The sequence below is a fragment of the Paenibacillus cymbidii genome (assembly GCF_004764705.1).
GTDB classification, from domain to species: Bacteria; Bacillota; Bacilli; order Paenibacillales; family NBRC-103111; genus Paenibacillus_AN; species Paenibacillus_AN cymbidii.
In genome coordinates this window covers 402,769-426,799 of sequence record NZ_SHLX01000001.1, presented here as the reverse complement: position 1 = coordinate 426,799, position 24,031 = coordinate 402,769, and the positions used below count along the sequence as shown (strand labels likewise).

General features: G+C 50.3%; 20 protein-coding genes. 6 read left to right on the top strand and 14 right to left on the bottom strand.

The window, feature by feature from the left end; all coding sequences use genetic code 11:
• Nucleotides 1–3 precede the first annotated feature (3 nt).
• Nucleotides 4–186, bottom strand: a complete 183-nt coding sequence (locus EXY20_RS01785; RefSeq protein ID WP_135546985.1) for a hypothetical protein — start codon at nucleotides 184–186, stop codon at nucleotides 4–6.
• A gap of 193 nt (nucleotides 187–379) precedes the next feature.
• On the opposite strand from EXY20_RS01785, the gene EXY20_RS38760 reads away from it, so the two are divergent.
• A complete protein-coding gene (locus tag EXY20_RS38760; protein WP_167858935.1) occupies nucleotides 380–535 on the top strand; it encodes a hypothetical protein in 156 nt (51 codons plus the stop codon).
• 103 nt (nucleotides 536–638) lie between these two features.
• Here the strand turns inward: EXY20_RS38760 and EXY20_RS01780 are convergent, their stop codons facing one another.
• Both EXY20_RS01780 and EXY20_RS01775 read right to left on the bottom strand, forming a co-directional pair.
• Nucleotides 639–1,592, bottom strand: coding sequence for an aldo/keto reductase (locus tag EXY20_RS01780; RefSeq protein ID WP_135546982.1), 954 nt, complete (start codon nucleotides 1,590–1,592; stop codon nucleotides 639–641).
• Between the two features lie 18 nt (nucleotides 1,593–1,610).
• Nucleotides 1,611–2,615 carry a Gfo/Idh/MocA family protein gene (locus EXY20_RS01775; RefSeq protein ID WP_135546980.1) on the bottom strand — a complete coding sequence of 335 codons (1,005 nt, stop codon included), beginning with the start codon at nucleotides 2,613–2,615 and terminating at the stop codon, nucleotides 1,611–1,613.
• A gap of 121 nt (nucleotides 2,616–2,736) precedes the next feature.
• Between EXY20_RS01775 and EXY20_RS01770 the strand changes: the two genes are divergently transcribed.
• The 3 genes from EXY20_RS01770 (at nucleotide 2,737) to EXY20_RS01760 (ending at nucleotide 5,949) form a co-directional block, all read left to right on the top strand.
• Nucleotides 2,737–3,585, top strand: coding sequence for an AraC family transcriptional regulator (locus EXY20_RS01770; RefSeq protein WP_135546977.1), 849 nt, complete (start codon nucleotides 2,737–2,739; stop codon nucleotides 3,583–3,585).
• Between the two features lie 69 nt (nucleotides 3,586–3,654).
• Complete coding sequence (locus EXY20_RS01765) at nucleotides 3,655–4,608, top strand: S-layer homology domain-containing protein (protein ID WP_135546975.1); 954 nt, start codon at nucleotides 3,655–3,657, stop codon at nucleotides 4,606–4,608.
• Nucleotides 4,609–4,764: 156 nt separating this feature from the next.
• Nucleotides 4,765–5,949, top strand: coding sequence for a hypothetical protein (locus EXY20_RS01760; RefSeq protein ID WP_135546973.1), 1,185 nt, complete (start codon nucleotides 4,765–4,767; stop codon nucleotides 5,947–5,949).
• Between the two features lie 55 nt (nucleotides 5,950–6,004).
• Here EXY20_RS01760 and EXY20_RS01755 read toward each other — a convergent pair whose 3' ends face one another.
• From EXY20_RS01755 to EXY20_RS01745, 3 genes are all read right to left on the bottom strand, one after another.
• Nucleotides 6,005–6,748 carry an anti-sigma factor gene (locus tag EXY20_RS01755; RefSeq protein ID WP_135547670.1) on the bottom strand — a complete coding sequence of 248 codons (744 nt, stop codon included), beginning with the start codon at nucleotides 6,746–6,748 and terminating at the stop codon, nucleotides 6,005–6,007.
• Complete coding sequence (locus tag EXY20_RS01750) at nucleotides 6,745–7,308, bottom strand: RNA polymerase sigma factor (protein WP_235885326.1); 564 nt, start codon at nucleotides 7,306–7,308, stop codon at nucleotides 6,745–6,747. The genes EXY20_RS01755 and EXY20_RS01750 overlap by 4 nt, the downstream gene beginning before the upstream one ends.
• 224 nt (nucleotides 7,309–7,532) lie before the next feature.
• Nucleotides 7,533–8,267, bottom strand: coding sequence for a glycoside hydrolase domain-containing protein (locus EXY20_RS01745; RefSeq protein ID WP_135546969.1), 735 nt, complete (start codon nucleotides 8,265–8,267; stop codon nucleotides 7,533–7,535).
• 287 nt (nucleotides 8,268–8,554) lie between these two features.
• On the opposite strand from EXY20_RS01745, the gene EXY20_RS38755 reads away from it, so the two are divergent.
• Entirely contained in the window at nucleotides 8,555–8,728 is a 174-nt protein-coding gene (locus tag EXY20_RS38755) for a hypothetical protein (RefSeq protein WP_167858934.1), read from the top strand.
• Nucleotides 8,729–8,774: 46 nt separating this feature from the next.
• On the opposite strand, the gene EXY20_RS01740 is transcribed toward EXY20_RS38755, so the two are convergent.
• From EXY20_RS01740 to EXY20_RS01700, 8 genes are all read right to left on the bottom strand, one after another.
• On the bottom strand, nucleotides 8,775–9,155 hold the full coding sequence (locus EXY20_RS01740) for a hypothetical protein (RefSeq protein WP_135546967.1): 381 nt from the start codon (nucleotides 9,153–9,155) through the stop codon (nucleotides 8,775–8,777).
• Between the two features lie 144 nt (nucleotides 9,156–9,299).
• Entirely contained in the window at nucleotides 9,300–9,767 is a 468-nt protein-coding gene (locus tag EXY20_RS01735) for a phage holin family protein (RefSeq protein WP_135546965.1), read from the bottom strand.
• Nucleotides 9,768–9,845: 78 nt separating this feature from the next.
• Complete coding sequence (locus EXY20_RS01730; RefSeq protein WP_135546963.1) at nucleotides 9,846–10,298, bottom strand: hypothetical protein; 453 nt, start codon at nucleotides 10,296–10,298, stop codon at nucleotides 9,846–9,848.
• 21 nt (nucleotides 10,299–10,319) lie between these two features.
• A complete protein-coding gene (locus EXY20_RS01725) occupies nucleotides 10,320–10,565 on the bottom strand; it encodes a hypothetical protein (RefSeq protein WP_135546961.1) in 246 nt (81 codons plus the stop codon).
• Between the two features lie 1,779 nt (nucleotides 10,566–12,344).
• Nucleotides 12,345–15,509: a beta propeller repeat protein gene (locus EXY20_RS01715; RefSeq protein WP_135546959.1), complete on the bottom strand. Its 3,165-nt coding sequence runs from the start codon at nucleotides 15,507–15,509 to the stop codon at nucleotides 12,345–12,347.
• 2 nt (nucleotides 15,510–15,511) lie between these two features.
• The gene (locus EXY20_RS01710) at nucleotides 15,512–15,817 is read right to left on the bottom strand and encodes a hypothetical protein (RefSeq protein WP_135546957.1); all 306 of its coding nucleotides are present in this window, start codon (nucleotides 15,815–15,817) and stop codon (nucleotides 15,512–15,514) included.
• The gene (locus EXY20_RS01705; RefSeq protein ID WP_135546955.1) at nucleotides 15,817–21,807 is read right to left on the bottom strand and encodes a hypothetical protein; all 5,991 of its coding nucleotides are present in this window, start codon (nucleotides 21,805–21,807) and stop codon (nucleotides 15,817–15,819) included. Before EXY20_RS01705 ends, EXY20_RS01710 begins: the two co-directional genes overlap by 1 nt.
• Before the next feature lie 27 nt (nucleotides 21,808–21,834).
• Entirely contained in the window at nucleotides 21,835–23,292 is a 1,458-nt protein-coding gene (locus tag EXY20_RS01700; protein WP_135546953.1) for a fibronectin type III domain-containing protein, read from the bottom strand.
• A gap of 105 nt (nucleotides 23,293–23,397) precedes the next feature.
• On the opposite strand from EXY20_RS01700, the gene EXY20_RS01695 reads away from it, so the two are divergent.
• Complete coding sequence (locus tag EXY20_RS01695) at nucleotides 23,398–24,030, top strand: stalk domain-containing protein (protein WP_167858933.1); 633 nt, start codon at nucleotides 23,398–23,400, stop codon at nucleotides 24,028–24,030.
• The last annotated feature ends 1 nt before the right edge of the window (nucleotide 24,031 follow it).

Here is a 24,031-nt window from a genome sequence, read left to right as displayed (position 1 = left end):
CGGCTAAGGTGCTTTTGAATAATCCTTATATAAAACTATAACGGTTGTGTAACCGTCAGACCTGGCAGCTTTCATATCCACATATTGTCCGATTGGTAGGCTGATTAAGAACTCATTAACTTTATCTTCAAGAGCGCTGATGTTATTACTTTGGAGCACTTTTACTTGCAGGTTACCGTTTTCCACTTTCCCACCTCCTCCCACGCTAACACATTTCGACAATATGCAGGATTCCCCTGCAATACCGTCGAATTCGGGAACCACAAAAAAAGCACCGGCTTCTCTTCCGGTTCCATTGTGCTCCTCCAGTTCGGGGAGCTTAGCCCCATGAATAATTCGAATTATTTCCAGCCAAGCTACGGAAAAAGGAGTGATACCGATGAAAGAAAAAAATGAAAATCACGATGAGCCCACGATTGCCGTTGGTATGAACACGCATGACCCGCTGGAAGAAAAAGCAACCGACGATGAGGTCGAAGAAGGCGAATCGACCACCGTAACCCGGCTTTATGTTGACCGAACGCCGGAGGATTGAACCGACTTCATCCAGCGTACTTTCGGTCCGGTCGCAAAACGCAAAAAAACGCCCCTCGGCAACCGGGACACCCGGCCGCTTCGAGAAGGCGTTTGTGGGAACATCAGCGAAGCGCCAGCGGAGTAGTTTCGCTCTTCAGGTCGAGCCAGGCGACTTCTTCCGGCGTTAGCTTGATGCGGATCGCTTCCATGCTGGAATGCATTTCGTCGATCGTCTGCGGGCCGATGAGGGCACATGCCGGGAACGATTGGTGCAGCACGTAGGCACAGGCGATCTGGATCGCCGATACGCCCTTCTGCTCGGCCAAAGCAACCGCGCGGTCATATCGTTTCCAGTTGGCTTCGCTATAGTAGACGCGCACCGTTTCCGGATCGTCCAGCTTGTCGGGAGCGAAACGGCCGGAGAAAAAACCTCCCGCTTGCGACGACCACGACAGCAGCGGCATTTGCGTGCGCTCATGCCATTCGATCATCGCATCGTCCGCCGATACGCAGCCCGGCCAGCGCGGCTCGTTCGGCTTGGCCAGGCTCAGGTTCGGGCTGTTGAACGTAAAGCCGACGAGGCCGTGCGCGGCTGCGTATTCATTCGCTTCCTGCAGGCGCTCGTGCGTCCAGTTGGAGCCGCCGATCGTACGGATCCGGCCCGCTGCAATATGTTCGTTCAACGCCTCGATAATGACGCTCACCGGTGTATTCGGATCGTCGCGATGGAGCGCATACATATCGATCGTATCGACTTTGAGCCGTTCGAGGCTGTCTTTCAGATCGCTTGCAATGCAAGCCGGCGTCACGCGCGGCCCGTCCTTGTCATGATGAGCGCCCTTGGTCAAAATGACGACATCGTCGCTTCTCCCCCGCTTCTCCAGCCACAAGCCGATCGCCTGCTCGCTTTCGCCGCCGCAATAAATATGCGCCGTATCGAGCGTGTTGCCGCCGGCTGCCACGTATGCATCCAGCATGTCGCACGTAAAATCGATGTTCGAAGGGCGAAAATAAATCGTGCCCATGACGAGCTCGGATACCTGTTTGTCCAGACCTGGAATGGAAATGTGTTTCATCTGCGTTCTCCTCCTGTACTAGTTCGGAATGACGATTCTGGTATGCTCGCGTGCCGACTGCAGCACCGCATCGATGACTCGCATATTGCGGATGGCATCTTCCGGCTCGAAAGCCGGTTTCTGGCCGTGCAGCACCGTCCGGGCGAACGCATCCGCTTGCAGTGCGTATTGATTGCGGATCGGAACCTCGACTTTGCGTCGTTCGGTTTTGGTAAACACTTCGAAATGGGAATTGTCCGGCGGCGCGACAAATGCAGACGGCACTTCGATCCGGCCGAGCGTCCCGACAACCTCCAGATTGTTGCGTCCCGCCGCCCACATGCCGCAATCGAACGTCAGCGCCACGCCGTTCGCGAATTCCAGCAAACCGGCCGCCATCATGTCGACGTTGTCATGCGCCGCGGAGAAAAAGGCATGGGCCGTCGCAGCCGTCGGCTCATCGCCAAGCAGCAGCCGCGCCGCGCTGATCGGGTAGCAGCCGACGTCGTATACCGAGCCGCCGCCCCAATCGTTGCGGTAGCGCACATTGTTCGCATCCGCTGCATTATTGAAGGAAAACGCGCCGCGGATGCCGCGAATGTCGCCGATTTCGCCGGAACGGATCACGTCTGCGATCAGCCCGTAGCGCGGATGGTGCCGATACATGAACGCTTCCGCCAAGTGGACGCCGGCCTTGCGGCAAGCCGCCGCCATTTCTTCGGCTTCCGCGGCATTCAGCGCAATCGGCTTCTCGCATAACACATGTTTGCCAGCTTCGGCGGCGCGAATCGTCCACTCCTTATGCAGATGATTCGGCAGCGGAATGTAGACGGCATCGATCTGCGGATCGGCAAGCAGTGCCTCGTAACTGCCGTAAGCGAACGGAATGTCCAGCTCTTGTGCTTTTTCCTTCGCCTTCTCAACATCCCGACTGGCAATCGCAACCACCTCGCCGAGTTCGGACAGCTTGATTCCCGGAATCACGGCACGAACGGCAATGTTCGCGCATCCCATGATCCCCCATCGCAATTTGGAGCCGCTCATGATTTCTTCTCCTTGTGATAGATATGACTCAATATTGCCAGTATAGTGCACGATGAATAAAATGAATATAACAACATTTTGATGAGGATAACATGATATTGCGATAAGGGAGAATGGCGAAATGATCCAGCAATACTTGCTGCCAAGGCTGACCGACTACCCGTTTATGTGTTTGCCCGAAGCTGTCGGCAATTTGCATGATGATCCGAACCACAGCGTTTATCGCGCCGTCCATTCGCTGGACAACTTCAACATGCATGTCGTCATCGCAGGCAAAGGCTTCGTGGAAATGGACGACGGCGTCTATACGCTGCAGAAGGGCGACGCCTTCCTCTATTTTCCGATGGAGCAACAGCGGTATTACAGCAGCACAAACGATCCGTGGCAAATGCGGTTCATGCATTTTTACGGGCACCGGTTGAAGGAATATTTTACGGAACGGGGGTTTCATCGCGCTACGCTGTGGACGTTAAAGCAGCTGAAACCGATCGAAACGGCCTTCCAGGAACTGCAGGACGAAGCGGAAAACAACAAAATCGTGCAACTGCCCCGCTTGTCCACGCTCACGTACAGTGTGCTCGCCGAGTTCATGGCACATGCAATGCCGCTTACGGCGAACAAGGGCCAGGAAGCGACTGAGCGGCTTGCGGCGCTGTTGCCGCTGATCCAGCAGCGGGCCAGCGAGCCGTTCGTGCTCGAGGAATGGGCCAGAACGGCTGAGGTCAGTCCTTACTATTTTTGTCGTCTGTTCCGCAAGGCGGCACAAATGACGCCGATGGAATTCGTTACCTTGTGCCGAATTCAAGCCGCCAAGCAGTTGCTGCTGGAGAAGCCGGAATGGACCGTCAAACAAGTGGCGCTCGAATCGGGGTACCAAAGCGCGAGCTATTTTAACAAACGATTTCTGGAACAGGAAGGGCTGACGCCAACCGAATACAGGGAGCGGATGGGACGAACGGCGAACGGCTAGTCGATGCACAAGGAATTTGATGCAACCTTTGGAGGATGGATAACGTTAGTAAAGACGAGGTGATCGACGATGAAAAGAAGAGGATTTCTGACGACGCTTGTAGTACTGCTTGTCCTGCTGCTCGCTCCGAATGTATGGGCATTTTCCGATACGAAGGGGCATCCGGCAGAAACTGCAATCGACCAACTGCGTCAAGCAGGTGTTGTCAGCGGATATGACGGCGACTCGTTCCAGCCGGAGGGAACGCTTACTTACGCGCAAGCGGTGCATCTGATGGTCAAAGGATTCGGACTCAACATCGACAACATTCGGTTCATCAAAGAACCGAAAGCAAGCGATTCGTTCGCGAATGTCAAAGACGATGCCTGGTATGCCGGCGACTTTATCATCGCGCCGCTGAACGGTCTCGACATTCCGCGCGACATTGACCCGGAACGGGCCATAACGCGAGAGGAATTTACCTCATTGCTTCATGCCGGCGTGTCGGCGAAAGGCGATTTCCCCATCATCGAGCTGTGGGTCATAATAGCGGACGAGCAAGACATCGACGCGGCCAAAATGAACAGCGTACAATTCGCGCTTATCACCAAGCTGGCGCAATTGGACGAGAAACAGCGGTTCCTGCCGAAAGCGGCGCTCAAGCGCGGCGAAGCGGCCGACATGCTGTGGAAAGCGATGCAGTTCGTCGCCTCGCATTCGACTGCCGAAACGCCACAGCCGTCGGCGGATCCGGGTTACCCGGCGGGCGGCACGGCGTCGACGAACGATGTTGTTGCCGTTACGGTGGAGAAGGTGGACGACGAAGTGAACCGGGTGACCTTGTCGTGGGGCGAAAAGCCGAATCCCGGCTACCGGCTGACAATCGACGGCATCTCCTTCACGGATCAAGGTGAAGCGCGTATCTCCTATACGCTGCATAAGCCGGTGCCGGGACAAATGTACGCCCAAGTGATTACGGAAGCCAAAGCGTCAACCTATGTAGCCGCAACCTACAAATCGGTTGCCGTACCTTCCGGCCGTTAAGCCGCACACCGAACACGAAAAACCGGCTCCGCCGCTCTTTGCGGGGGCCGGTTTTTTTGTCGCGCTGGCCACATAGTTTCCGGTTCGCCGCTCACAATAAGACGGTTGACATCACCCGGTCAGTCGCCATCCTATGCGAAGAAGGAGCTCGGTACGATGCATTCGTTCATCATGCTGCCACTAGCCGCCGCGCTGCTGCTGGCTCCGGACCAGGCTGCTGTAGGTGCGCCTCCCCCAAGCCGTATCGCGGACGCCGGCATCGCCGATGAAGAGCAAAACGGCTTGCGAGCGAAACCGCGGCCCCCTGGCGCCATCCGGATCATCGTCACCACCTCGCCGGAATCGGAGCTGCAGTCGGTGTTGGACATATTCGACGAATCGCTGGTGCGCGGCCTGGAATCGGCAGGGGTGCGCTCCTGGAGCGAAACCGAGGGCGCCGCGGCGCAAGACGACGTGGCGGTGGCGATCGTCCGCGGCGAGACCGTTCGTACGTTCCGACTGGCCGCAAACGGCTGGCTTGTCGATGCCCCCAATCGGCAAATGCTGTTGCTGCCGGAGCGTATTGCGCGCCAGCTGAACGAATGGGCCGATTATGTCCGCGTCAACCACTATGCCAAGCTGGTGCCGTGGGATGAGGCCAAAACGCTCGTACCGCGCAAAGCGGTGGTGACGGTAGTCGATTTGGAAACGGGCCAACGCTTTCGCGCCCAGCGCCGCGCCGGCAGCGATCATGCGGACATGCAGCCGGTCACCAAGGAAGATTCGCATGTCATGCATCAAATTTATGGAGGAACCTGGAGCTGGGACCGGCGCGCAGTCGTCGTCATCGCCGGCCGCCACCGGCTGGCCGCATCGATGAACGGCATGCCGCATGGGGGCGACGGCATCCCGGACAACGATTTCAGCGGCCATTTCTGTATCCACTTCCTCGGCAGCCGCACGCACGGCAGCCATTCGCTCGATCTCGCCCATCAGACGATGGTGCACAAGGCGGCCGGCAAACTCGGGCCGCATTTGCTAACCTTGACGCCCGAGCAACTAGCCGAGCTGTACATCGTCGCCATCGATCAGAAAGACGGCAAGCTGCGGCGACTGATCGATCCGCACCCGGAGCCGGCGCCCGGAGCGCTTGACTGGCGCGACTCGCAAGTGGAATCGCTTCGCCTGCTCTCTCCGCCCCGCGTCGTCGGCGACGATTCGCCGCAGGAACGTCATGTGCAACTGGCGGTTAGCGTGCAGCGGCAAGGCGGAATTCCCGTGAAGCGCAAGCTTGCGATCGTTTTCCGGCGGGAAGCGGAAACGGCGCCTTGGCGGATCGATACGGTTCAGGTCCAGGAATGACAACAAGCCGCGAATCTTGATCGCGGCTTTGTTTGTTGTATCGAGGCAGGCAAGCTCAGGTGCCGAGCACCTTTTTGCCGCGTGGTTCGTTGCCGTTCGGGTCCGGCTCGAGCGTAATGCCGATCGCTTCGAATGCCGGCAGTTCGCCCTTCTTCGCCCGGAAAGTTAGGACGCCGTTCCCTTGCGCATCCACATTAAACGTGCCGGCATTGCTTCGTTCGCCATTGTTCAGCAACCATACCTGGTACGTTTGTTTGCCTTCGTTGCGGGGCATGTGGTAGAAGCACATCACCAGATTGGATTCGTCGCCGTGCGTGGCAACCCAGGCTTTGCCGTTTGCTTCCGGACTCGACACGTCCACCGAACGCAAGCTGTACATTTGTTCGACTTGAGATGGAACGGCGTACGACTGAGTGCCCGCTGCTTGCCGGGCCGTCAATTCGGGCATCCGCCCAATCACGATTCCGGCGAGAAACGCAACAGCCAATGCAACGATCCATTTGCCGCGCGCCCTGCTCTTTCGGGGTAAAATAACTTCCCGTCGTATTGCCGGTTTGCCGGCATCTTCAGTTGTGCCGAAGATCTCGTTCATCACATCGGACTTGAGCGTGGCCGGAGGCTCCGCTTCGTCCGCCGCATAAGGAAGCTGCCGCCACACCTCGCGAATGTCGGATAATTCGCGCATACATTCGCCGCAGGTTGACAAATGCTGTTCAAACCTTATTTTCTCCGCATCGTCAAGATCGCCGGTTACATATTCGATCACACGTTCGCAGGGATTGAATTGCGGTTCGTTCATGCCTCATCGCCCCCCTCCGGTCCAAGGTATCGCCGCAATCGCTTCAACGTCTGGTGCAGCCGACTCTTGATCGTACCGAGCGGCTCCCGCTTCATTTCGGCAATTTGACCCAATGTGTAGCCTTGCCAATATACTTGTTCGATCAACTCGATCTGGTTCTCCGATAAATGCGCGTACGCCATCTCGATCTTCTCTTTGAACATCCGGCGGTCAACCAACGTTTCCGGATCGTCCTTCGGATCGGGGATCATTTCCCACATCTGCGGCTCGATCGACACCGATGCGCCGTGCTTGCGTTCGCGCCGGATATAGTCAATCGTAATATTCCGCGTCACCGTCAGCAGCCAGCTGACGAACCGGCCTTTCTGCGCATTATAGCCGCGTTCCGTTGTCCACAATCGTGCAAAAACAAGCTGCACCACATCGCGCGCGGCTTGTTCGTCCCGAGTCGACTTGAGGGCATACGAATAGACGAGCCGTACGTATCGGTCGTAGAGCTGCTCGAATGCCGCGCGGTTCTTGCCGACAATGTCCTGCATCAATTGTTCGTCTGACACCATGTGCACGTTCCGACTCTCCCGCGTCGTTGCCCGAACGACTTCAATCTATATCAACGCAGCCAATGGCAATTCGGATTGAGGATTCATTGAAAAACTCCTCGCCCATATGCAACATAAAGCAGCAGATAGGCGGGAGTCGTTCGTTTCCGTCGCTTCCGCGATCCGTATTCCCATTGTAAACGAAAAATAGAGGGACGCACAAGATGCCTCCTGCGCCTCGCCGGCTATTGGACCGGCTGCCCGCTTGCCTTGCGCAGCTCGTTGGCGAGCCGATTAAACTCGGTCTGCGCAGCCGGAATGTCGGTAGCCGACCGGGCGGCCGACAAGAAGCCGATCACGGAATTCGCATCTTTCACCGATAGCGGGTATTCCGTCTCTTGTTTCAAGCTCCACCAGCCTTCGGAGCCGTACGATTCGTTGCGGTCGATCTTGATGCCGTTGCTATCGACGTCGTTCTGGTATTGGTAAATTTGCGCCCTTGCCGATCGCTTGCCGCCGCTCCAGGCGTACGTTTGCCAGCCGCGCGAGCAGGCGCCGGCCTGAATAACCGCTTCGACAACGGAATAAGAACCGTACACGCCGGTCGTATACGCCGGAGTCGCTTCGCTCGCCGCGGCGATATAAGCAATGATGCTGGGCATTTGCGCTGCCGTGGCGTCGAAGTCGACGGCGAAATAAATGCAGCTGCCTTCCGGCTGCCCCACCGCAGCCGCCACTTTCAGCGCCGTCGCCGCATCGGCCAACCCGGCGGCGCGCCCCCCCAACGCCCGGTCGGCCGTTGTTTCGAACACGCTGACCAATTGCAGCCCGGCATCGCCGATCAGCTTGGCTTCCGCCGGGGTCAACGCCTTCCATCCAGACGGCACGAGATATCGGCACACAAACTCCATCCCGTCCCGGCGAAACGCAGCGGCTGTCGCCGACGTAAGCGGAGTCGCACAGTCAAATCCTTTTGCCATCCTGCCTCATCCTTTCCTGGGTAATATGGAATGGAAAGCCGATCTATTATCGCGGGAATTCTTTTGTTCTCTTAAATAAACCAGATCCGCGTCGTGTCGTTTGAGTCGCAGCCTTCCACTTTCATTGTATGCGCTTAAGGCGCAAACGGCCGCGGCTAGTAAACCGCTCTATGAGAATATCATAACGGCGGAGGCGCAAGCGGCCGGTTTACGGTCATTTCGGAACGCGGACAAACAGGAATAAGCCTTCCCATGGTCGAATAATCGAAGAAGGGAGGCGAATTGAAATGGCTATGCATCAAACGCAAGTTGCTCTGAATCTCACTGTTGCCATTATTGGTAAAATAGAAATGCCCGCTGACCCGGAAGCTGCGGCCAAACAAGCGGTTACTATGTACCGCATCATCTTGGAAGGGTTGCCGGAACCGCCGGAGAAACCGATTCGAAGGCTGCCGTTATAATAGAACGATTATTGGGACCGATTGCTCAGCCGCGATAAGATTTCCGTTACGCATGCCGCCGCTCCAGCACCTGTTCGAGCTGCATCATGTAGTTGCTTATAATCGCGGCAGTCTCCGATTGCGCCGTTGTGGCCGGCAACTGGATGGCCCGCTCCGCCCCGTTCCGACGGATGCGGTAAACGGAATGCGTGGCCGCCTTCGGGCCCGACTCGACCGAAAAGCCGCGGCGGCGGAGCTCGTGCGACACATCGGCAAAATCAAGCACGAGCCGGTCATGCATGACCTCCGACGCCTTGATAAACAGCGTCTTGACTGGCCCGGCACTCTTGATTTGCTGCAAGCTTTGACGCACGACGTTGATCGCGGCCGGCAACAAGATGTACACCCGAATCAGCTCTTTATTCGGAAGGCTTGCCACGTTATCCATTCCCCACACCTACTTTACGAACGTTTGTTCTTATTATACAATTGTTGGTTGCATAAATCAAGCCCTGCTCCCGAAGAAAATCCGGAAGCTGACATCTGCGACCACGTCCGGAACTTTGGCTGGTATGCCACAGGAAAGCCGCGGTTACAATCTTTTGTCGTCCGCCTCATCCTTGACTTGCAATTGCGTCAATCGTTTCTCGAGTTCCTGGGGAATCTTCACGCCGAGCGAGCCGAAATTTTCAACGACGCTTAAGCCCTCGCGACCGATATAATAGTATAGCGCCAACGTTCGGAAGATCGGCGCCTCGTTGCCGCTTAACTGATCGAATTGGATCGCCAGCAGAATGACCGCCAACACGACCCCTTTGCGTACGCCTCCCCAGAACATGACGTCGCTGTTGATCGATTTCTTTTTTAAAGCGCTCATGATCCCACTGACGTAATCCAGCAGCATCAAAGTCAACAACAGCTTGATCGCGATGTCCCATCCTCCAAAACATACGCTTATTGCTGTTCCCGCCGCAGCAATGAGGCTGCCGTATCCGGCTTCTTTACCGGTTTCTCCGGCAATCGCCTGCAGCAACAACGTACCGATAATTCTGGCCTGCATGTGTTCCCCCTTCTTTCGCTATGAAATTGAAAACGGAGCCTTCCGTATAAAACACGGAAGGCCCCGCACGAATGAACATCAAATTCGATGTCGGGACACGACATAGGTAGCGCCGGCGAACTTGGGGGGAGTTGAACCCTCAACCGCATTCTGATTAACAATGCCGTCGGCTGAATAGAGGCTCGAAGATTCGCAAACTCGGAATTTGGCCTCTTCCAGTACTTCGTACCCTTTACTGATCAGGACATTGCGAATAATTTCATTCACATCGTCCGCCGACAGCTTCAGCGTGATTTTTTCCTTATCGGTCATCCCCTTCTCCCCGCCGGTCCATTTCTCCCGGACAACTTCCGAGCGCTCCAAACATTTCACCAGTTCGTATAAAACCAGAAACTCGTCTTTCTCCAGCACAACGTCATGCTTCGTACTATAACTCAGTTCCAGTACACGCATAATCGCCTGATACAACGCATCGGCTTGTTCAAGATCCAAACTCATGTGACATTTCGTTTGTTTCGTCAAAGTCAACAATCGGCCCGCTCTCTCCTTTCGTTACGCTTCGATCAGTTGGACGAATTTCACTTGGCGCGAGTCGCCATAAAATCGGTTCTTCTCCCAAATTGCCAACCACATGACATGGGCATCAGCATAATAACGGGTCACCACACGATCCGTTCGTTTATCAGCCAACTGCTCTTTGATCGGGCGAATCACAGCCTCAACCCGCTCCATCTGACCGAAGTAATATTCCTGCCTCTCCCTGGTCGAAACGAACCCGATCGCATAAGCATCCTTCATTGTTCATTCACCTTGTCTACCTTATTCCGTCCGACAAAATACGAACTTTTGTTCGCTTTTTGTTCTTTTATTATATATCGACGTACAAAATTAGACAAGAAAAACTTTCCAAACATATGGCATCACAAAATACCTTCAATCGGTAAAGGAAGCTATGGGCTGTTGCGGGTATGAACATCAGAATTCATTTCCTTACTATTCAAGATGTAACTGGTCGTTGTAGGTCATGTAGCAGCACCAAATTTGTGCAACACACAACCGAATCAAATAATTGAACGGACATGACCAGCACGAGCAGTCGGATGATCGTCCTCGCTGTCGGCTTGTCGATGTAGTTGACGCGCTCCGGTTACAGCCGGGTCTTCGCTTGTTTGAGCATCACTCGCATACGATTCTCCATGATCATGCAACGAAGGACGCGAAATACAGCAGGCAACTGAGCGCTTCGATACATTTCGACATTTTCAAGAACAGTGCTTCTTGAGGAATTAAAGGTGCAATTTCAGGTAGCTTTGCTCCTTGTACTCCTAGAGCACCTCCAAAGTAAAGAATTACGCCGTATCTCTCACATTTGTCGCCAGCAAACAAAATAACCCAGCCGCTATACATGCACCGCGATCTGCTCGGGCGGGATGTTCCGGACTTCAATGCTGGGCCGGTAACCCATCTCCATCACTACTTCTTCCTCTTTGTCGGGACGGCCGTGCTGCTAGCGTATGACTTGCCTTGTGATCGCTTCGCCTGCTCGGTATCTTTTTGGAAGGAATATGTTTCCATTGGCTTCCTTTGCCACTCCTGCTACTGACGGTGCGACGAAGGACAACACTAAGACGCAAGTTGTGCTCATGGAACGATTGACACACTTCGCAGATACGATACATGTTGGCCTTCTTCTGCATGCTGAAGGAGCCGGCATTGATAAAGTGGTTATGCCTCAGCGCCGCTTCGATCGCCAGTCCAATTATGTTCTGGCTTCATTCTAGTTTCTTTTTTCTTCTGTTCATGAACAGTAGGAAGCCTGTTTGATCTGGCTTCTCTACGTTATTCTTGGATTTATTTTTTCAACAGAAGATGGTACTTGCCAATTTACTTTTGAAACCATGATGTGTTTCCGCTGATGATCCGTTACACTGGAAGGATTCCATGTCACAGTTATAGGGACTTCAATCTTCTTCAAAGATATCTCCCCCTAATTAGCCGAGTTTCTGATAGTTCTGTGCGGCTACTGTAAGGACATTCCGATAATCAGCACCATAATTATTTGCTTTATTAACATCATCCATCGCTCTAGCAATCTTTTCACATAGTCCTGCCATATAAATTCATTGATATTCGCTTGGTGCATCTGGACTAGCATTAAGTGTTCCACTTACAAATGTTGTTATACCAATACTATAATACCGAACAATACCTGTAATCCCTGCTTGTGTTGGTGCTGGAGTCAATGTAATGACTTGTGTGGAATCATTAAACGTAAAATAATTTTGACTAGGTTGTACAGGATCAAAGAGAAGTGATTTATATATTGCGTGGCGTAAATGTTGCTGCTTTCGGAATCTTCACAATATCGAAAAACTCCTGATTGATCATATTCAGCCATGTTACCTTGTCCGCGTTTGAATATGGATTCGGGACTAGAACTCCGCTTCGTTTATGATTTCTTGTAGTGTTAATGCCATTGTAATTCCTCCTGTTAATAATATTATTTTGTTTATTTGCTAGTTTTCAGATGTAACCTATAACCGAAATGCTGGTCTTAAAAACCCTCATATGCGTTAGTTAGACAATTGCGGAGGAAGTCATCACTCTATTTCCTGATCCAGAAGTTGCTACTGCTACATACATCCAATTACCATAACAAACTGAGTTCCAGTTGACACTAGCCCCCGTAGGTGTTGATCGGATAGTCCAGTTGATTCCATCTGAAGATGTCATTGCGGGCCCATCATAAGCGACTGCGACAAACAGACCATTGGCATAACAAACAGAGTACCAATAGAATCCCCCTGCACTTCGGATAGTCCAGTTTATTCCATCAGGGCTTGTCATAGCCCTATTAGTCCCATTGACAGATACCGCTACAAACAGGCCATAGCCATAACAAACAGAGGCCCATTGATTATCTGCTGCGCTTGTTCTTATAGTCCAGTTAATGCCGTCAGGACTTGTCATGACTCTGTTGTTTGTTCCAGAAACAGATACAGCTACAAATAATCCATTACCATAACAAACTGACATCCATTGATTATCTGCAGCACTACTTCTTATAGTCCAGTTAATACCTTCTGGACTCGTCATAACGCGGTTTCCCGTACCATCAGAGGATACGGCTACGAACAACCCATTGCCGTAACAAAGTGATTGCCATGTATTATCTGCTGCGCTTGTTCTTATAGTCCAGTTAATGCCGTCAGGACTTGTCATGACACGGTTTCCTGTTCCAGAAGTTGCTACCGCTACAAATAACCCATTGCCATAACAAACTGAGTTCCAATTGTTATCAGCAGCACTACTTCTTATGGTCCAGTTTATACCGTCTGGACTCGTCATAACGCGGTTTCCCGTACCAGATTGAGCTACAGCTACGAACAATCCATTACCGTAACAGATTGAACGCCATGTATTATCTGCTGCGCTTGTACGATTTGTCCACATCACTCCCGCACGTAAGGCAGGTAATGCATTAATCTTCTCCGCTAATGTTTGTAATGTATCTCCCTGAGATGCAGATGAACCGCCACGTGCAATAATTGATTGTATGATAGCGTCTTTTTCACTACTTACTGTACCTAGATAAGTGCCAAGCTGTCCTGATATACCCGAAGTCATCACGAGGTTCCCTGGTCCATTTGTAGCTACCGCGACGAATGTACCATTACCATAACAGACTGAATTCCAGTTATTATCCGCAGTACTTGTTTGTATAGTCCACGTCTCACCATCGGGGCTTGTCATAACGCGATTGCCTGTTCCCGATGCACCTACAGCTACATGCAGACCATTCCCATAGCCAATTCCATACCAGCTATTATTAGCAGCACTTGTACGGATTGTCCAGTTAATACCATCTGGTGAAGTCATAACTCGATTTCCAGTTCCATTGGTTGAAACGGCAACGAACAAGCCATTCCCATAACATACAGAGACCCAAGCATTGTCAGCAGCACTTGTTCTGCTTGTCCAGTTAATACCATCCGTACTTGTCATAACTCTATTTCCAGTTCCTGTACCTGACACGGCAACAAATAGCCCATTTCCATAACAAACGGAGAGCCAGTAATTATTAGCAGCACTCGTTCGAGAAGTCCAGTTGATGCCATCCGGTGAAGTCATGACTCTATTACCACTGCCTGTACCTGCTACAGCGACAAATAAACCATTGCCGTAACAAACGGACTGCCACCAGTTGTCATTTGCGCTTGTTCTGGCAGTCCAAGTAGTTCCATTTGGACTTGTCATTACTTGGTTGTTAGAACTATCAAAGGAAACAGCAACGAACAAACCATTGCCGTAACAAATTGAATTCCAATAATTGTTTACTGGGGTAGTTCTTTCTGTCCAAGTGATTCCGTCAGGTGAAGTCATCACTTGATTTCCTGTACCTGAATTTGCTATAGCTACAAAGAGTCCATTACCGTAGCACACTGATTGCCAATTATTATTATTGGCCTGTGTTCTAGAAGTCCACTTTATTCCTGGTAGTACTGCGGTTTCAATTGTTCCAATTTTTGTTGCCATCGTAGTAAGGGAGTCCGAGGAAGAAGTTGAAACTCCTTGATTCGTAATGGCCGCGGCAATGAGAGACTTTCCATCAGTATAGTCTTCGAATAAGACAGGTAGTTCTGGGGCTAACATTTCACCTGAGGTTATAACACTATTTTCGCTAACGTCGCTAGTCTTTGTCGCTACAAAGATACCATTTCCGTAACAAACAGAACTCCAGTTTTTACTTGCTATACCTGCCCTTAGAGTCCAGCTCATGCCATCTAAACTTGTCATCACTCGGTCTGTACCAGAGCGTCCTACTGCCACAAATAATCCATTTCCATAACAAACGGAATACCAACTTAATGACACATCAAAAGTGATTAGCTCCCAGTCAATACCATCTGGAGAAATCATTACGGATTCATTGGTCAGTACTGGGAATTTACCGCCTGTATGGGAAGGGTTCACAGCAACGAATAGACCATTCCCGTAGCAAACGGAGTTCCACATATGGTCAGCAGCACTTGTTCGGCTAGTCCAGTTGATACCATCTGGAGAGGTCATGACTCTATTGCCTGTTCCAGTAGATGCAACAGCTACAAATAGTCCATTGCCATGACAGACAGACTGCCACGATTGAATGGGACTCGTTCTAGAAGTCCAGTTAACGCCATCGGGAGAGGTTATCACGCGAGTTTCTACACCGCTAGTTGCATCTGATACTGCAACGAAGAGCCCATCACCATAACAAACTGATTGCCATATAGTATCAGCATCACTACTTCTTGCAGTCCAATTAATACCATCAGGTGAAGTCATGATCCGAGCACCTGTACCGACAGTATTTGATACTGCTACAAATAAGCCGTTTCCATAGCAGACAGAGTTCCAAGAGTTACTATCCGCAGGTGTTCTAGCAGTCCAGCTTATTCCGTCAGGAGAGGTCGCTACAAGGCTTCCAGTAAGAGTACTAGTAGGAGCTGCCACGGCTACAAATAAACCATTCCCGTAGCAAACACACCTACAATCATAGTTTATTACACTTGTCCGTGAAGTCCAATTTATACCTGGCATAACCTTTGTATCAGCGATATCTGAAGCCAAGGTAGCAAAGGAATCTATACTAGTCGCTGGTACTCCAGCGCCAGTTAGAGCATTAGCGATCAATCCTTTGCCTATATCCGTATCATTCTTCGTCTTACGATTGTTTATCTTTAGATCATTGATATTCGGCATAATTAGCTTACCTCTTTACCACTGATGTAGTACGTGATCGCAGATCCTGCGCTAGCAAGTCCTTCAATCAATTCCGTTGCATTTAAAATCTGATCAAAGAAAACAGCAAGGCTATTGTTCGCTTCAATAGCTTGACCATTTAGAATCTCGGTTCCTGCAAATTTTAACGTAACCGTTGCACTACTGCCCGATATGTTGCAGATATTGACTGCCTTAATGTACGTCGTTGTACTGTTTGGTACAGTGTAAAGTGTTGCATTACTCGTTGTTAGTGTACCCTTGCCCAAACGCTTATCTACCACTCCCATTAGAACGCCCCCCAATTTGATTTCATTGAATTAAGATCATTTGCCAGCGTGCTCAATCTATTTTTAAGAAGTAAATTATTTGTCATCACGCGATTACCAGTACCAGATTGCGCAACGGCGACAAACATTCCATTGCCATAACAAACTGAACGCCATTGGTTATCAGCAGCACTAGAACGACTCGTCCAGTTAATGCCATCAGGAGAACTCATAACATACTTGCCATTAGTACCAGTCCATGCTACCGCTACGAATAATCCATTAGCATAACAAACTGAAAGCCAGCCGTTATCAATAGGATACGTCCTTGCAGTCCAAGTAATTCCATCAGCAGATGTCATTACTCGATTACCAGTGCCAGTAGCTGCTACGGCCACAAATAATCCATTGCCATAGCATACCGACTGCCATTCATTGTCAGCAGCACTGGTTCTAGAGGTCCAAGTAATTCCATCAGGGGATGTCATTACCCGATTACCAGTACCAGTCCATGATACTGCCACAAACAATCCATTTCCGTAGCAAACCGAAAGCCAGTCATTATTGGCAGCACTACTTCTAATAGTCCAGTTAATACCATTGGTAGATGTCATTACTCGATTACCAGTACCAGTATATGCTACGGCTACAAACATTCCATTGCCATAGCAAACCGAACGCCATGCATTATCTGCTGCACTAGAACGACTCGTCCAGTTAATTCCATCAGGAGATGTCATAACATACTTGCCACTAGTACCTGATTGCGCAACGGCGACAAACATTCCATTACCATAACAAACTGAATTCCAGCTATTATCAGCAGCAGGAATTCTAGTAGTCCAGTTAATACCATCAGGAGATGTCATAACGCGGTTGCCACTAGTACCTGATTGCGCAACGGCGACAAACATTCCATTACCATAACAAACTGACATCCATGCATTATCAGCAGCACTACTTCTAATAGTCCAAGTATCTTCTAATCCAATATTAACATCTCCAGAAAGGCTCATAATTCCTTCCCATGATAGCTCCAACGCATTAGAACGAGCAGAATCACTTGTACCCTTGCCAACAATCAATGCCAAATCCGAAGATGAAAGTGATTCTGAATGTCCTTGAGGGCTATTAAATTTACCGATAACAGTCTGGCTTTTACCAGCTGCAATAGTTCTTTCATTTTGGGCATGTGAATAATCGCCAGATGCAGTTGTTTGATATCCTTCAGCATGGGAATAGTCACCAGATGCCTCTGTTCCTAGTCCCTCAGCATGAGAAGAAGAACCAGATGCAGTTGTGTTACTACCCTCAGCATGGGAACTCTCTCCAGATGCAATTGTGTAACTACCTTCAGAATGGGCGTAATTATTAGATGCAGTTGTGCCAGATCCTTCAGCATGAGACGCAGAACCTGATGCTTCTGTGGACCATCCCTCAGCGTGTGCAGCTATAAAAGTAGCTTTTGTATGCATCCCTTCAGCATGACCACCCATTCCCGTCACTAGGGTATCGTATCCCTCAGCATGGCCTGCATAAGGAATCATTTCATCGTAATTTTCGAGTGTTAAGTCAGGGTTTATACTTAGATTTCCACCCTCAACGTCGGTGTAAGTTATATTGACTCTGGTGAATTGACCTTCAGTGTGGGCACCGCGACTTTCTGCAACTGTATATCCTCCCTCTGCATGGGCGTAATACCCAGTTGCAACCGTCCCACGTCCGCCAAGAGTGTCTTGAACATAACGTTTCGAAGCGAATTCGCTCAAGTCCGTAACTGTTTTTCCAGACGTCATGATACTTCCTTCTGCACCATTTTGAGCTGTGGCTACGAATACACCATTCCCATAGCAGACTCCATACCATTCATCCGTTTCTGTCGTCCTACCAGTCCAATTAATTCCATCTGGGGAAGTCATGACTAGATTGGTTGCAGAGGAACCCGAGTATCCAACAGCAACGAACAGCCCATCCCCGTAATAAACTGATTGCCAGTAATGATCAGCCGCACTATTACGAAGTGTCCATGTCTCGCCATCGGGGCTTGTCATAACACGGTCGCCTGTTCCACTCGTACCTACGACGACAAACAGACCATCTCCATAGCAGACAGCCTCCCAGTGTCTATCAGATGTCGTGTAATCAGTCCAAGTGATTCCGTCAGGGGAGGTCATCACATATTTGCCCCCTGAGTCATAATCAGATACAGCTACAAATATCCCATTGCCATAACAAATGGATCTCCAATCACTGGATGGTGTCGAATGCGTAGTCCAGTTAATTCCATCTGGTGAAGTCATGACCTGATTGATACTACTATTATTATTCACAGCTACAAAAAGACCATTGCCATAACATATCGAAGTGTAATCACCAGGAGCCGAACTTCGTTTTGTCCAGCTTATTCCGTCTGAGGATGAAAGAACGTATCCTGTTCCATTTTCAGTTGGAACAACTACAAACATACCATTGCCAAAACAAATAGCATTCCATCCCGTTCCATCGGGAGCTACCCTACCAGTCCAATTGATACCGTCTGGACTAGTGATAACAGACCATAGGCCATTTATACTTCCACCAATAGCAACGAATAGACCATTGCCATAGCAGACAGAGTTCCACCAGCCGATAATCTCATTTGAACTGTGTGTCCACACTTTTCCTGTAGTATCCGAGTCAGCCAACTGATTTAATTGTGTTTGAATCGGACTAGAAACACCATCGAGATATCCCAATTCAGTCGCTGATACATTTCCAATTGATGTTGTGCTTGGTAGTACAACTGTCCCAGTGAAATTTGGAGATGCCAAAGGAGCAGCGCCAGATACATCTCCAACGGTTATTGATGTCCAAGATTCACTTCCGGCAGTTGCTCCAGCTTTCAGAAACTTTCCATTATTGCTTGTTCCAGTTGCAGGGACATGATGATTTCCCTCACCCGCCGGATGTGAGTAAACATTCTTGGTTACACCATCGATCTCAATATTTCCACTACCTACTGATGTAACAGTTGTCTTCGTTGCTTGAGATGATATCCCGTCTATCTTTGATTTATAAGTAGTCGTAAAACTCTCCGTGGTCGCATCTAATACAGCTTTATTGGAATGAGAATGTTTTTTGCTAACCGCATCATCGATATCAGATACAATTGAGGTTGGCTTATTGGTTACATTCGACCAGTCAGGAGTAATACTTGTTGGGATCGCTGTTAGCGGTAGTTTCCCACTGCCATCTAATTTGACAATCTGATTTGCCCCTGTACCTGAATTGAGTGTTAGCGTAGGAGTGCTCGTACCATTCGCAACAGTAATATCGCTATTTGCTGATGTTACATTTGTAACTGTTCCTGATCCTGCCCCATCTGCACCTTTGGCAGCGACTATGGACCAATAAGTTGTGTTAGTTGGTGCGTTACCAGTAGAAGCTAGGATACATATGTATGAACTACCATTAAAAGAAACAACATCATCAACTAAATAAGCCGTTGCCCCGTTGTATGCGCCTCTCCATTGGCTACCTTTCGGTCCCTGTACCCCCTGATTACCTTGAATTCCCTGATCGCCTTTTTGGGAGACCAACTGCCATTTTGAAGTATCTGTTGGTAAGATTCCAGTACAGGCGACGATGTTCATATAAGAAGATCCATTGTAGGAAACAACATTATTGGGTACATAAGCGATTGAACCATTATAGGCTCCTAAATGTTTTGTGGCATTAGCAACCGCATTGACATTATTTATTGCATTCGTTGTATTTGTTTGACGTGTGGTTTCCTGCGACTGTCTAGTCGATTCATTTGACTGCCTTGCCGTTTCGTTACTCCCTCTAGTTGTTTCAGCCGAAACTCGACCACTTTCCGCTGTGACTCTTCCTGACTCAGCAGATGCTCTTACCGTTTCTGCGTTTCCACGATTGGTTTCATTTGTTTGCCTTGTTGATTCATTGGATTGTCGAGTAGTTTCATTCGTACCACGTGTTGTTTCTGCCGAGTCTCTGCCAGATTCAGCGGTCACCCTGCTCGATTCTGCTGATACCCGCCCACTTTCCGCAGTTACACGAGACGTCTCTGCATTCACACGGCCCGTCTCTGCTGTTACACGCCCACTTTCTGCTGTAACTCGGGCAGACTCTGCATTTGTAACATTGGTATTAGTAGTATTGAGTGTTGCAATAGTACTTGCAGCAGAAACAAGAAGTTGCCATTTTGCAGTAATCGATAGTGCATTATTCAAATTGGAATCTGCAATCGAGATATAAACATTCTGATTAATACTATCAACAACACAGTCACCATACATGTATGTCGTCGAAGTTGAATATGTGCCGAGCCAGTTAAAGTTATTCAGCTTCTTCCAATACGCGGAAGCCGAGCCTGGCGCATTGCCCGTCGTATTGGCCACACACATGTACGCGGTGCCGTTGTACTGGACGATATTGTTCGGCACGTACGCCGTCGCGGCACTGTACAACCCTTTATGCGCCAGCGCTGCAGCCGCATTGTTGGCGCTGGTGATGGCAGCTGCCGTATTCGTCTGGCGCGCCGTTTCTTGCGTTTGGCGAGTCGACTCGTTCGACTGCCGGGTCGTTTCGTTGCCGGCTCTAGCCGTTTCCGCGTTCGCCCTGCTTGTTTCTGCCGTTACCCGGCCCGATTCGGCCGTCACCCGGGCGCTTTCCGCTGTCGACCTGGTCGTTTCGGCGGTCCCCCGGTTCGTTTCATTCGTTTGCCGGTTCGTTTCATTCGTTTGCCTTGTTGTTTCCGCCGATCCGCGAGCGGTTTCCGCACTGGCACGCCCGCCCTCTGCCGTGCTGCGGCTTGTTTCCGCAGTGGCACGCGCCGATTCCGCGTTGACTCGGCCCGTCTCTGCCGTAACGCGTGCAGTTTCGGCCGCTACCCGCCCGGACTCGGCGCTGGAAATGTTCGTATTCGTCGTTGTGAGTGATGCAATCGCGTTCGCCGCCGAAACGAGCAATTGCCATTTTGCCGTCACCGTCAGCGCATTGTTCAGATTCGCGTCGGCAATGGACATATACACATTCTGGTTGACGCTGTCGACGACACAATCGCCGAACATGTATGTCGTAGCGGACGAGTAGGTGCCGAGCCAGTTGAAGTTGTTCAGCTTCTTCCAATACGCGGAAGCGGAGCTTGGCGTATTGCCCGTCGTGTTGGCCACGCACATATACGCGGTGCCGTTGTACTGGACGATATTGTTCGGGACGTAGGCCGTCGCGGCACTGTACGTCCCTTTATGCGCCAGCGCTGCAGCCGCATTGTTGGCGCTGTTGATGGCTGCCGTCGTATTCGTCTGGCGCGCCGTCTCTTGCGTTTGGCGTATCGACTCGTTCGACTGCCGGGTCGTTTCGTTGCCGGCTCTCGTCGTTTCCGCGCTCACCCTGCTTGTTTCTGCCGTTACCCGGCCCGATTCGGCCGTAGCCCGACCGGTCTCCGCAGTCGCCCGCGATGTTTCAGCTGCTGTGCGCGACGTCTCGGCAGTCGCTCTTGTTGTCTCCGCTGCCTGGATGGCAGCGTTCGCGCTCTCCAGATCCGTCAAAGCCGATTGCGCATCATTCACCGCTTCCTGTGCCTCGGCCACCGCTTCCGTCAATTCGGCCATACCTTCCAAGGCCTCGGTTCCTGCAACGATCATATCCTCCAACGTTTGCGTCACTTCGCCATTCTCGTACTGCGTCCAGACACGCGCCGCGGAAACATAATGATTGCCCCGCCCTTTGTAGACGAAAGAGCGGGTACTACCTTCCGCATTCTCATGAAAATGAACGATGCCTTCCTGATAATCGACCAGGAATTGAGTCGGTTCCAGTTCACCGTCCAATTCCGAAACTTCCGTAAATCCCTCTACGACAACACGGTGGAAATGGTTCGGAATTTCGCTGAGCTGGGCCCGATTGCGAATGATTTTTTGAGTTTCGTTGATGTCGATGTACGGATCGTCAATCGTACCCGCTCGATATTTCGTAATCGTACTGAGCTTATAGTCAAAAGCCGACATGTTGGAAACGCTCCTTTCGAGAACAGATTAGGGGATAGAATTGAGAGACAGCACCATATTTGTGAACAAAGAGGCTTGAATCGAATCGCCGGTATTCTTTTCGGGCGGAATGGCGTTCGTCCCCATATAACCGGCCAAACCGCTCAAACCGTTCACCGCTTGATTAAAAATCCATGCATAAACGGGCGTATTCGGCGTAATTGTAGTAAATCCGTAAGCATTCAACCCTTTATATTGCCGAAACAAATCAATCCGCGCTGTAAATTGATTCCATTCATAAGCGGTCAAACTGAAGCTTTCGCCCGACGTTTTCGGCGATAACCATTCAAAATTTTGCGGTCTTGCATACTTGGTTTTCCCGTAAATTTTGGTGATGCCCGTTTCGGGGGAAAGGAGATTCACCTGATCGACTGCTCGGACGTCAAGTGTATATGTATGGTTGGGCGTTAAATCTTTGTACGTAAAATAGACCCCGCCGGATCCTACGGTTTTGCCCCGATAACTGCCGTCTTGGTAAAACCGATATTCTGCAATCCCCGAACCCGAATCGTTTCCGCTTGAGTAAACAGTTATTTCATTAGCTAATTCTTCCGTAACAAAAAAAGTGTTGATGCTCGGAGCAGTTTCATCCAACGACCAAACGGTTTTGCTGTCAGGTGTGCCCGAGCCACTGCTATTCTGTGGCGTCACTTTGATCGTATATTGCTTGTATTCGGCATCGACCTGGAAGCTTACGCTCGTGCTGGCCGTGTTGTCGGCCGTTGTTTCGGTTATACCGGTTCTTTGGTAAGTAACCTTGTAATTGGTGGCATACGTAACGGCCGTCCATGACGCATTGATTGTTCGATTGGAAGATGCGGATAACGAGACAAATGGCGTTCCACTCGGAAGCGGAATGCTAACGAAAATTCCATTCGTCGTTTGACTGCCGCCGCTTCCGCTTGCGTTAATGGGAGTAACCGTAAAATAGTAGGTACCGCCGAAAACAATCGTATCTACAATATCCGCGCTCGATTGCGCACCGACAGAAGCGCTTCCGCTATACGTTCCTGTCCAAGTAATAGAATATTGGGTGGCGCCGTTCGCTTGCGCCCAACTTAATCGAACATACGGGTTGCCATTCGAGACTCCGCTATAACCGCTTAATCCCGTCAGGTTGGGAGGCTTCGTGCGAAATGAAACGGAACCGGCATTGTACCACGAACCGTTCGCCGCTTGTGCATACCCGTAACCATTGTAAAGGTTGCCCGCAGTAAATCCCGTCGCATCGCCCCAACTGGTCGTGTAAGAAGTGCCAAGAGTCGGCGGATAGACAGCAGCAGCTCCCCCGCTGTAAATCGGAGGATCGTTTGTTTGCCCATTCGTTATCATGCTGCTGCCCATTGCAGCTTTTTTATAGTTACTGCTATTCCACGGCGAGCCAAGATCGGAAATATAAAATTGTACCGCCGTCTGCCCGATACTGGTCACATTAAGCGTCGCCAAACTAGCCACCTCCTGTTCGCTTGGGATTGGCGCATATTTATTATTTACCTACTGAAGCATGAATGGTACAATATGGATCGAAATGAAAATCGGAGGAACGCAAACATGCGAAAATATTTGATTGGTGCTCTTGCAGGCGCCGCATTAATGGTTTCTGTTCAAGTGATGGCCGAAGATGGTTTACAAAAAATCGAGGCTTACTTACGGCCTGGTTTGCCCATCACTTTGGATGGACAGAAAGTGACTTTCGAAAGCTCACCTGTTATGGTGGATGGCAGTACTTATTTGAAGCTGCGCGATGTTGCCACAATAACCGGTTTGGGTGTGGAATGGAACGACACCACTCAAACGGTGGAAATGTCGACAACACCAAAGGTAGATTCGAAAAACGAAAATACGACCAAGGATGAATCTGAAGTTACAAGAGAATCTCCAGAGTTCGTCGCGTTTGTAAATTCCAGAGAGCATCATGTTGTTTATGATCGCGATAAGAATGTTGCTTTCTATTACATGACCGACAATGATTACGATTTGTACAAGAGGATAAAACAGAAAGATATGCAACTTACTTTTTGTAATTCTGTTGAAAAATCTGCTGCCGATTTATTGCTTCAATTAACAACTGAAGAGATGCTTCGATTGCGATTTGATTTCATCTATAACCAATCTGTCGTCATGACATTCAGAGATTTGGGAATCAACACCGAAAATCAAGATCTGAACCTAAGGACTCCCTAAT

What these genes read in the sequence shown, in the direction of transcription:
- EXY20_RS01750 (WP_235885326.1), bottom strand. Translation starts at nt 7,308, where the DNA reads ATGGTGTCAGACGAACAATTGATGCAGGACATTGTCGGCAAGAACCGC.
- EXY20_RS01740 (WP_135546967.1), bottom strand. Translation starts at nt 9,155, where the DNA reads ATGGATAACGTGGCAAGCCTTCCGAATAAAGAGCTGATTCGGGTGTAC.
- EXY20_RS01755 (WP_135547670.1), bottom strand. Translation starts at nt 6,748, where the DNA reads ATGAACGAACCGCAATTCAATCCCTGCGAACGTGTGATCGAATATGTA.
- EXY20_RS38760 (WP_167858935.1), top strand. Translation starts at nt 380, where the DNA reads ATGAAAGAAAAAAATGAAAATCACGATGAGCCCACGATTGCCGTTGGT.
- EXY20_RS01760 (WP_135546973.1), top strand. Translation starts at nt 4,765, where the DNA reads ATGCATTCGTTCATCATGCTGCCACTAGCCGCCGCGCTGCTGCTGGCT.
- EXY20_RS01695 (WP_167858933.1), top strand. Translation starts at nt 23,398, where the DNA reads ATGCGAAAATATTTGATTGGTGCTCTTGCAGGCGCCGCATTAATGGTT.
- EXY20_RS01745 (WP_135546969.1), bottom strand. Translation starts at nt 8,267, where the DNA reads ATGGCAAAAGGATTTGACTGTGCGACTCCGCTTACGTCGGCGACAGCC.
- EXY20_RS01780 (WP_135546982.1), bottom strand. Translation starts at nt 1,592, where the DNA reads ATGAAACACATTTCCATTCCAGGTCTGGACAAACAGGTATCCGAGCTC.
- EXY20_RS01705 (WP_135546955.1), bottom strand. Translation starts at nt 21,807, where the DNA reads ATGTCGGCTTTTGACTATAAGCTCAGTACGATTACGAAATATCGAGCG.
- EXY20_RS01735 (WP_135546965.1), bottom strand. Translation starts at nt 9,767, where the DNA reads ATGCAGGCCAGAATTATCGGTACGTTGTTGCTGCAGGCGATTGCCGGA.
- EXY20_RS38755 (WP_167858934.1), top strand. Translation starts at nt 8,555, where the DNA reads ATGGCTATGCATCAAACGCAAGTTGCTCTGAATCTCACTGTTGCCATT.
- EXY20_RS01770 (WP_135546977.1), top strand. Translation starts at nt 2,737, where the DNA reads ATGATCCAGCAATACTTGCTGCCAAGGCTGACCGACTACCCGTTTATG.
- EXY20_RS01715 (WP_135546959.1), bottom strand. Translation starts at nt 15,509, where the DNA reads ATGCCGAATATCAATGATCTAAAGATAAACAATCGTAAGACGAAGAAT.
- EXY20_RS01710 (WP_135546957.1), bottom strand. Translation starts at nt 15,817, where the DNA reads ATGGGAGTGGTAGATAAGCGTTTGGGCAAGGGTACACTAACAACGAGT.
- EXY20_RS01725 (WP_135546961.1), bottom strand. Translation starts at nt 10,565, where the DNA reads ATGAAGGATGCTTATGCGATCGGGTTCGTTTCGACCAGGGAGAGGCAG.
- EXY20_RS01775 (WP_135546980.1), bottom strand. Translation starts at nt 2,615, where the DNA reads ATGAGCGGCTCCAAATTGCGATGGGGGATCATGGGATGCGCGAACATT.
- EXY20_RS01765 (WP_135546975.1), top strand. Translation starts at nt 3,655, where the DNA reads ATGAAAAGAAGAGGATTTCTGACGACGCTTGTAGTACTGCTTGTCCTG.